General features: G+C 68.2%; 6 protein-coding genes. 4 read left to right on the top strand and 2 right to left on the bottom strand.

All coding sequences use genetic code 11. The features are described 5' to 3' along the window. The first annotated feature begins 234 nt into the window (after nucleotides 1–234). The 4 genes from VD972_RS38735 to VD972_RS38720 all read left to right on the top strand — a co-directional run bounded on the left by VD972_RS38735 (nucleotide 235) and on the right by VD972_RS38720 (nucleotide 3,865). The gene (locus VD972_RS38735) at nucleotides 235–1,056 is read left to right on the top strand and encodes a cupin-like domain-containing protein (protein ID WP_324993861.1); all 822 of its coding nucleotides are present in this window, start codon (nucleotides 235–237) and stop codon (nucleotides 1,054–1,056) included. Nucleotides 1,057–1,212: 156 nt separating this feature from the next. Continuing rightward, nucleotides 1,213–1,872 (top strand): serine protease, encoded by a 660-nt coding sequence (locus VD972_RS38730; RefSeq protein ID WP_324993859.1) that lies wholly within the window; start codon nucleotides 1,213–1,215, stop codon nucleotides 1,870–1,872. Between the two features lie 160 nt (nucleotides 1,873–2,032). Beyond that, a complete protein-coding gene (locus VD972_RS38725) occupies nucleotides 2,033–2,911 on the top strand; it encodes a C39 family peptidase (protein ID WP_324993857.1) in 879 nt (292 codons plus the stop codon). A 255-nt stretch (nucleotides 2,912–3,166) separates the two neighbouring features. Further along, nucleotides 3,167–3,865: a hypothetical protein gene (locus VD972_RS38720; RefSeq protein ID WP_324993856.1), complete on the top strand. Its 699-nt coding sequence runs from the start codon at nucleotides 3,167–3,169 to the stop codon at nucleotides 3,863–3,865. A 52-nt stretch (nucleotides 3,866–3,917) separates the two neighbouring features. Here VD972_RS38720 and VD972_RS38715 read toward each other — a convergent pair whose 3' ends face one another. Both VD972_RS38715 and VD972_RS38710 read right to left on the bottom strand, forming a co-directional pair. Beyond that, nucleotides 3,918–4,883, bottom strand: coding sequence for an NAD-dependent epimerase/dehydratase family protein (locus VD972_RS38715; RefSeq protein ID WP_324993855.1), 966 nt, complete (start codon nucleotides 4,881–4,883; stop codon nucleotides 3,918–3,920). Nucleotides 4,884–4,886: 3 nt separating this feature from the next. Then, on the bottom strand, nucleotides 4,887–6,239 hold the full coding sequence (locus VD972_RS38710; RefSeq protein ID WP_324993854.1) for a TrpB-like pyridoxal phosphate-dependent enzyme: 1,353 nt from the start codon (nucleotides 6,237–6,239) through the stop codon (nucleotides 4,887–4,889). Nucleotides 6,240–6,328: the final 89 nt, after the last annotated feature.

Genomic DNA, 6,328 nt, shown 5'->3' with positions numbered 1-6,328 from the left:
TCTGAGCCCGGACACGCGCAGAGAAGCGGTCGGGGTTCTCGACCGGCCCTCTGCGCCCGCGTGCGACATACGTGCAACACGGATGGAGGAAGCCGCTAACCATCCGTAAAGACGTACTAAAAAAGTGGAGGCGGCGGGAATCGAACCCGCTCCGGACGGTGCGAAACCCTCAGCACAGCCCCTCTCCGTCTATGCTCCCGGAGAGAGCGGCCTGGCGCCGCAGGGGAGGCAGCCGTGAGCACCCGTATCGTACGAGAGGTCCCGCTGGAGCACCTCACGTCCCTGCCTGCCTCGTATGCCCTCGAGGGTGAGCCGCTCCTGGTGAGGGGCGCGGCGCTCGGCTGGCCCTCCCAGTCCTTCTGGACGTTCGACAACCTGCGGCGGCAGCACGGGCAAGTGCCCATCCGGATCCGGGAGACCGACGATGCCGTCGAAGACCGCCGGCGGGGGCGCCCTCGCAGGGACACGCACCTGGGAGAGTTCCTGGAGCAGGTCGCCAGCGTGCGCGCGGAGACCGAGGCGCGCGTGGGCTATTTCACCACCAGCGACTGCCCGCTGGATGCAGGGACTGACGTCCCGCAGGAGCAGTCGCCCGGGTGGCGCGAGCTGTGGCACAGCCGCTTCCGCCAGGACTTCCTCTTCCCGCGCCTCCCGGGTGCCCGCGCCATGATGCGGATCTGGGTGGGAGGAGCCGGGCAGCTCTCCACCTTGCACAACGATCGTTATGTCAGTGCGATTGCCCAGCTCGTCGGCCGGAAGCGCTGGTGGATCGCGCCACCGCAGGCCTGGGAGAGGCTGTACGCGTACCGCCATTCCGACGGTGGTTGGTACGCCGAGGTGAACCCCTACAAGCCATGGGACGCGGCGCTGCACCCTCGCTTCGGTGAGGTACAGGGGAGCGAGCTCACACTCACGGAGGGTGACCTGCTGCTGCTTCCGGCGCACTGGTGGCACGCCGTGAAAGCACTGTCAGCGAGCATCGCCGTGACGATGTTCCAGGATCTGCCGGGGCTGTCGCCGTTCCAGCCCTTGCCCGCCAGCGCTGCTCAGGTGTGACAAGTCTACTCCCTTGGTTCCTGAGTGCGTGCCACGCGCTGAGAGCCCCTGCCTGGGGACCGGCCCTGCTCCAGGCGCAAGTCCCGCCGGTGCGCATCCTTTCCGCATGGCTCACCACAGCCCGCTCATGGTCGCGGGGGAATGAGGGGGACGACGATGCGGGCGAAGAGATTCTCCTTGTACCCAGGCATCCTCATCGGGGCCCTGGTGGTCGCATGCGGCGCCGCTCCGCCTGAGTTGGATGCTCGAGTCCTGCGGGAGGCCACAGTGCTGCTGGTGCCCGGCCACTGCGCGGGCGTCGTCGTCGAGGATGGCCGCCATGTAATGACAGCGGCCCACTGTGTCGCTGGGAATCCTCAGAGCATCGAGCTCGAGTTGCACGGTGGGGAGCGGCTGAGCGGGACCTCCGTGTTCATCGACCGGAGCCGGGACGTGGCGCTGTTCCGGCTCGACGCGGTAGCACCCATCACGGCCTTGCCGCTCGCTCCACAGTTGCCACAGCCTGGGGAGGGACTCCTCTTCGCGGGGCGCTACGATCCGCCGGGCGAGCTCCAGGAAGTCTGGCTCGAGCGGCTGGGCCGCTGCCCCTCCCTACCGGGCGTACCGCAGGCGCTCTTCACCACGCTGCACGGGGAGAAGGGGGACTCCGGTGCGCCGGTGGTGGACCGCCAGCTCCGCGTCGTGGGGCTCGTCCACGGTGGCGCCACGTGCAGCATCGCGACGCCTACCGCCGCGTTCGCTCCCCTCGTGCAGCAGCTCGCAGCGGAGCTCTCCTCCACGGAAGTGGCCAGGCGGGATCTGGCTCGCGGCAGGTGAGTCCCCGCCTGGCTCCTCGCTCTGTGGCCAGGCAGCCGGGGCAGCATGAGCCGTCATTTCCAGTCACACGAGATATCCGACAATTGTGGAGAGAGTACGCACATGTAAGCAACTTTCGGCGGCTCCTGGCGACAATTTCTCAAACTCTTGGAGATCGCCCATGCCCCGGATTGAAGGTTCGCGAGCCCCTGTTCGCCTCTCCCCTCGCGCGGAGCAGAGTGTGCTCGCACAGGCTCCCCAGAAGGCTGTGGCGGCGCGGGCCTCGAGTCACTCGGGTGTGTCTTCCTTCCAGGCCGACACCCGCTCCCTCCGGGGGACGGGTGAGGTTGCGCCGAGCGGGGCCACGAAGCTGTCCCCCAACGATCTCGGCGTGTTGGCCCAGAACCAGGGCAACACCAACGCGTGCGGCACCACGTCGCTGGCCAACGTGATGACGCACTGGGGCAAGCCGACCACGCACGAGCAGATCGACCAGTCCATTCGCGCCTTCGACGTCTTCACGGCGCCCGACAAGATCGTCGACTACGCCCGCGATCACGGGATGAGGGCCGAGATCAAGACGGACGCCAGCGTGGAAGATCTCGCGAAGATGGTGGACCAGGGCGTGCCGCCGATCGTCCTCATGGACCCGGACAGCAGCTCGAACGCCAACCTGCATTACGTGACGGTGTCGGGCTACAACCGAGACGCCAGCGGGAAGATCAGCGACGTGGTGCTCGCGGACAGCGCGGGCGGCAGGCGCTACACGATGCCGGCGGAGGAGTTCCAGGGCAAGTGGGGCAACCTGAAGATGGGCGGAGTGAGCACCGGCCTCAGCAACGTGATGATCAGCACGGTGCCCGCGGATGGCCGGTCGGTGGTGGGGGGTGACGGCGTGTCGCGGAAGGCCTCGGACATCCAGCTGCCCACGAGCAGCCTCACGAGCGAGATCAAGTCGGGCTTCGCGCGCTTGGCGGCCAACGGCGTGTCCAACGTGACGCACGCCGCCGAGAAGATCGCGGATGGGGCCAAGAAGGTCTGGGATTCCATCTTCGGCTGAGCGCTCACCTCAGCGGGTTGGTCCGCCAGAGCACCGGCCACAGAATCCGCCGATGGCGTGGACCGCTCTCCCTCACCGTCTCCGGCGGCGGACTCCTCCGCTCTCGGCGGAGACAGCTCGCCTCCCCGGTAAGGCTCAACCTCTTGTTTCTCCTGGGGATCCCAGGTGGCTCGGTTCCTGCTTTTGCCACACTTGGCGGCCTCGCCAAGGGCGGGGCTGCTCTTCCATACCCCTTTCTTCAGGAGACACCGCCCCATGACCGGCCCCAACCCTCCCAGCAATCCCTTCCAGGGACTGACACAAGAACAGGCGCTCGCCACCATGCGCCAGCTCCAGGCGGATGAGGAGCCCAACCCCTTCCTCATGGGCCAGCTCTGCAACTCCGTCGCCAGCAGCCAGCTCTTGCAGGGCACTCCGTACAAGTCCGCCGCGGACTTCTTCTGTGGCCAGATACCGGGCCTCTCTCTCGCCGCCCTGCTGCGGTACGGCGCGGTGGCGCGCGAGTTCAGCCAGGAGGTGGTTGAACGCTTCGGCATCACCCGCCTCGAGCTGCTGCTCTCCTACAGGAAGGGCGCCCACCTCATGCAGAGCTCCGAGGAGCCAGGCTCCACCTTCATCCTGGTGCCCCAGGACAACGGCGATCTGCAGCCCAAGCGCTTCGTGGACTGCTCCACGAGGGAGCTACGCAAGGCCCTGGAGCACCTGGGCTCGCCCGGCAGCTACCTGCCCATCTCGCCGGCGGATCGGGCGCGCTACGACCTGCTCTGCGAGGCCATCCTCCACCACTTCCCCAAGGGCGTCCGGGTGCTGATGCGCAACCACGAGGGGACGACGCTGCTCAGCTTCGAGGGCATCCCCGTCTCGAAGGTGCCCGAACTGGCCGCAGTAGTGCGCATGCAGCTCCAGGCCATGAGCGAGAGGCCCGAGGAGGAGGAGATGCCGCAGCCCAACTGACGCTCACGTGCTCCTGTCCGCGCTCCGAGGCTCCCTGCATCCCTTGGAGAAATTAGCGCCTGGCTGGAACTGCCCCGGGTGCCAGGGTCGCGAGACCCTCACGATAGGTCGGGTAGATAGGCTGCCAGTCCAGCTCACGCCGGGCCTTGGCGTTGGACGTGGGGAACCGGCTGGTGAGCACGACGGCGGCATAGGGCGCCACCAGCCGGAAGATCCAGGCCGGCAGCCGCCAGGGGCGTGGCGCGCCGAGCACCTCTGCGAGGCGGGAGAGGTAGTCCCGCCAGGTCACGGGCTCGTCATCGACGATGTTGTAGACCTCGCCGGACCGGCCCTTCTCGAGGGCCGCTATCGTCGCCGTGGCCACGTCCTCCAGGTGGATCCACGGCCACAGCCCGCTCCCATCTCCGATCAGCGGCATCATGCGCTTCTTCACCATGCGTATGGTGAGCTGGGTCGAGCCCGCCTCGGCTCCGTAGATGAAGCCGTAGCGGAGCACCACGCCCTCGAGCCTCCCCGATCGAGCCGCTGCCAGCACCGTCTCCTCCAGCGCCAGGCCGGCATCGATCGTCGGCTGGAGCCAGGGACGTGGCGAGCTGCGAGCCACCGGGTGCTCCTCGGTCAGCGGCGCGGGACCGTGCTGGCCAAAGCCGTAGACCAGGACAATGGACTCGGCCACGAGCCGCCGCACCCCGGCTGCGATGGACGCCTCCACGAGGTTCTTCGTGCCCTCGATGCGGAGGCGGTTGGTCTGCTCCAGATCGGACGCACGCATCGGTCCCTGCTCGGGCAGGGCCGTCAGCAGGTGGACGACGGCCTCGGGGCGAGCCTCCTGGAGCACGGCCCCGAGCCGGTCGCGATCAAAGACATCCGCCACCGCCGCCGTGGCGCCCAGGCCTTCCAGGAGCGGCCGCTTCGCCTCGCTCCGGGTCAGCCCCGTGACACGGTGTCCCGCCGCGACCAGCCGCCTCACCAGCGGCACGCCCATGGCTCCCGTGGCGCCTGCGACGAAGACGTGCATGGGTCACCCGACCTTGGGCAGCTTCGCCATTGAGGCCTCGACGGCCTCGCGAGGGTACTCGAAGTCCTCGAGCTGGCCGGCGAGGTACTGATCGTAGGCCCCCAGGTCGAAGTGGCCGTGGCCGGAGAGGTTGAAGAGGATGACGCGCTGCTGGCCTTCCGCGTCGGCGCGGCGGGCCTCCTCGATGGCAGCCTTGATGGCGTGCGAGCTCTCCGGCGCGGGAAGGATGCCCTCGGCGCTGGCGAAGAGCATGGCGGCCTCGAAGCAGGCGCGCTGGGCGTACGCGACGGCCTCGACCAGGCCAGCGGCCACCAGCTGGGACACCAGGGGGCTGGCGCCGTGGTAGCGCAGGCCGCCCGCGTGGATGCCCGGCGGCATGAAGTCATGCCCCAGCGTGTACATCTTCATCAGCGGCGTCATCTTCCCCGTGTCGCCGAAGTCGTAGGTGTAGACGCCGCGGGTGAGGGTAGGGCAGCTCGTGGGCTCCGCAGCCACCAGCCGTACCTGCTTGCCGTTCATCTTGTCGCGCGCGAAGGGAAAGGCGATCCCGGCGAAGTTGCTGCCGCCCCCGTGGCAGCCGATGACGACATCCGGGTACTCACCGGCCAGCTTCATCTGCGCCTGGGCCTCCTGTCCCACCACCGTCTGGTGCAGGCACACGTGGTTGAGCACCGAGCCGAGCGCGTACTTCGTGTCGTCATGGGTGGCCGCGTCCTCCACAGCCTCGGAGATGGCGATGCCCAGCGAGCCCTGGCTGTGAGGATCCTGGTCCAGGATGGCACGGCCGGAGTTCGTCTTGTCCGTGGGCGAGGCAAACACCTCGGCACCCCAGGTGCGCATGAGCGAGCGGCGGTAGGGCTTCTGCTCGTAGCTGATCTTCACCATGTACACGGTGACGGCGAGCCCGAAGAGCTGGCCCGCGAAGGCCAGCGAGCTGCCCCACTGGCCTGCGCCCGTCTCCGTGGCCAGCCGCCGCACGCCGGCCTTCGCGTTGTAGAAGGCCTGCGCCACGGCGGTGTTGGGCTTGTGACTGCCCGAGGGGGAGACGCCCTCGTACTTGTAATAGATGTGAGAGCGCGTCCCGAGCTTCTGCTCCAGCGCCATGGCCCGGAACAGCGGCGAGGGCCGCCAGCGGGCCAGCGCGAAGCGGACCTCGTCCGGGATGGGGATCTCCCGCTGGGTGCTCAGCTCCTGCTCGATGAGCGGCATGGGAAACAGCGGCGCCAGATCCTCCGGCTTCACGGGCTGGAGCGTGCCGGGGTGCAGCACCGGGGCCGGCGGCGAGGGGAGATCCGGGATGATGTTGTACCAGTGGCTGGGGATCTCGTCCTCGGACAGCAGGTACTTCAGCGGCATGAGCGGACCTCCTGGGTAGGGTGGAAGCCGGAGGAGTCTAGCTCAAGGTTCGTGATAGGCCGGCAGCAGAAGGGAGAAAGTCGTCCCCT

The organism is Hyalangium sp., from assembly GCF_035629615.1.
In the GTDB taxonomy this organism is placed as follows: domain Bacteria; phylum Myxococcota; class Myxococcia; order Myxococcales; family Myxococcaceae; genus Hyalangium.
Note: the sequence above shows the minus strand (reverse complement) of the source record. Positions and strands in the feature narration are given on the sequence as shown.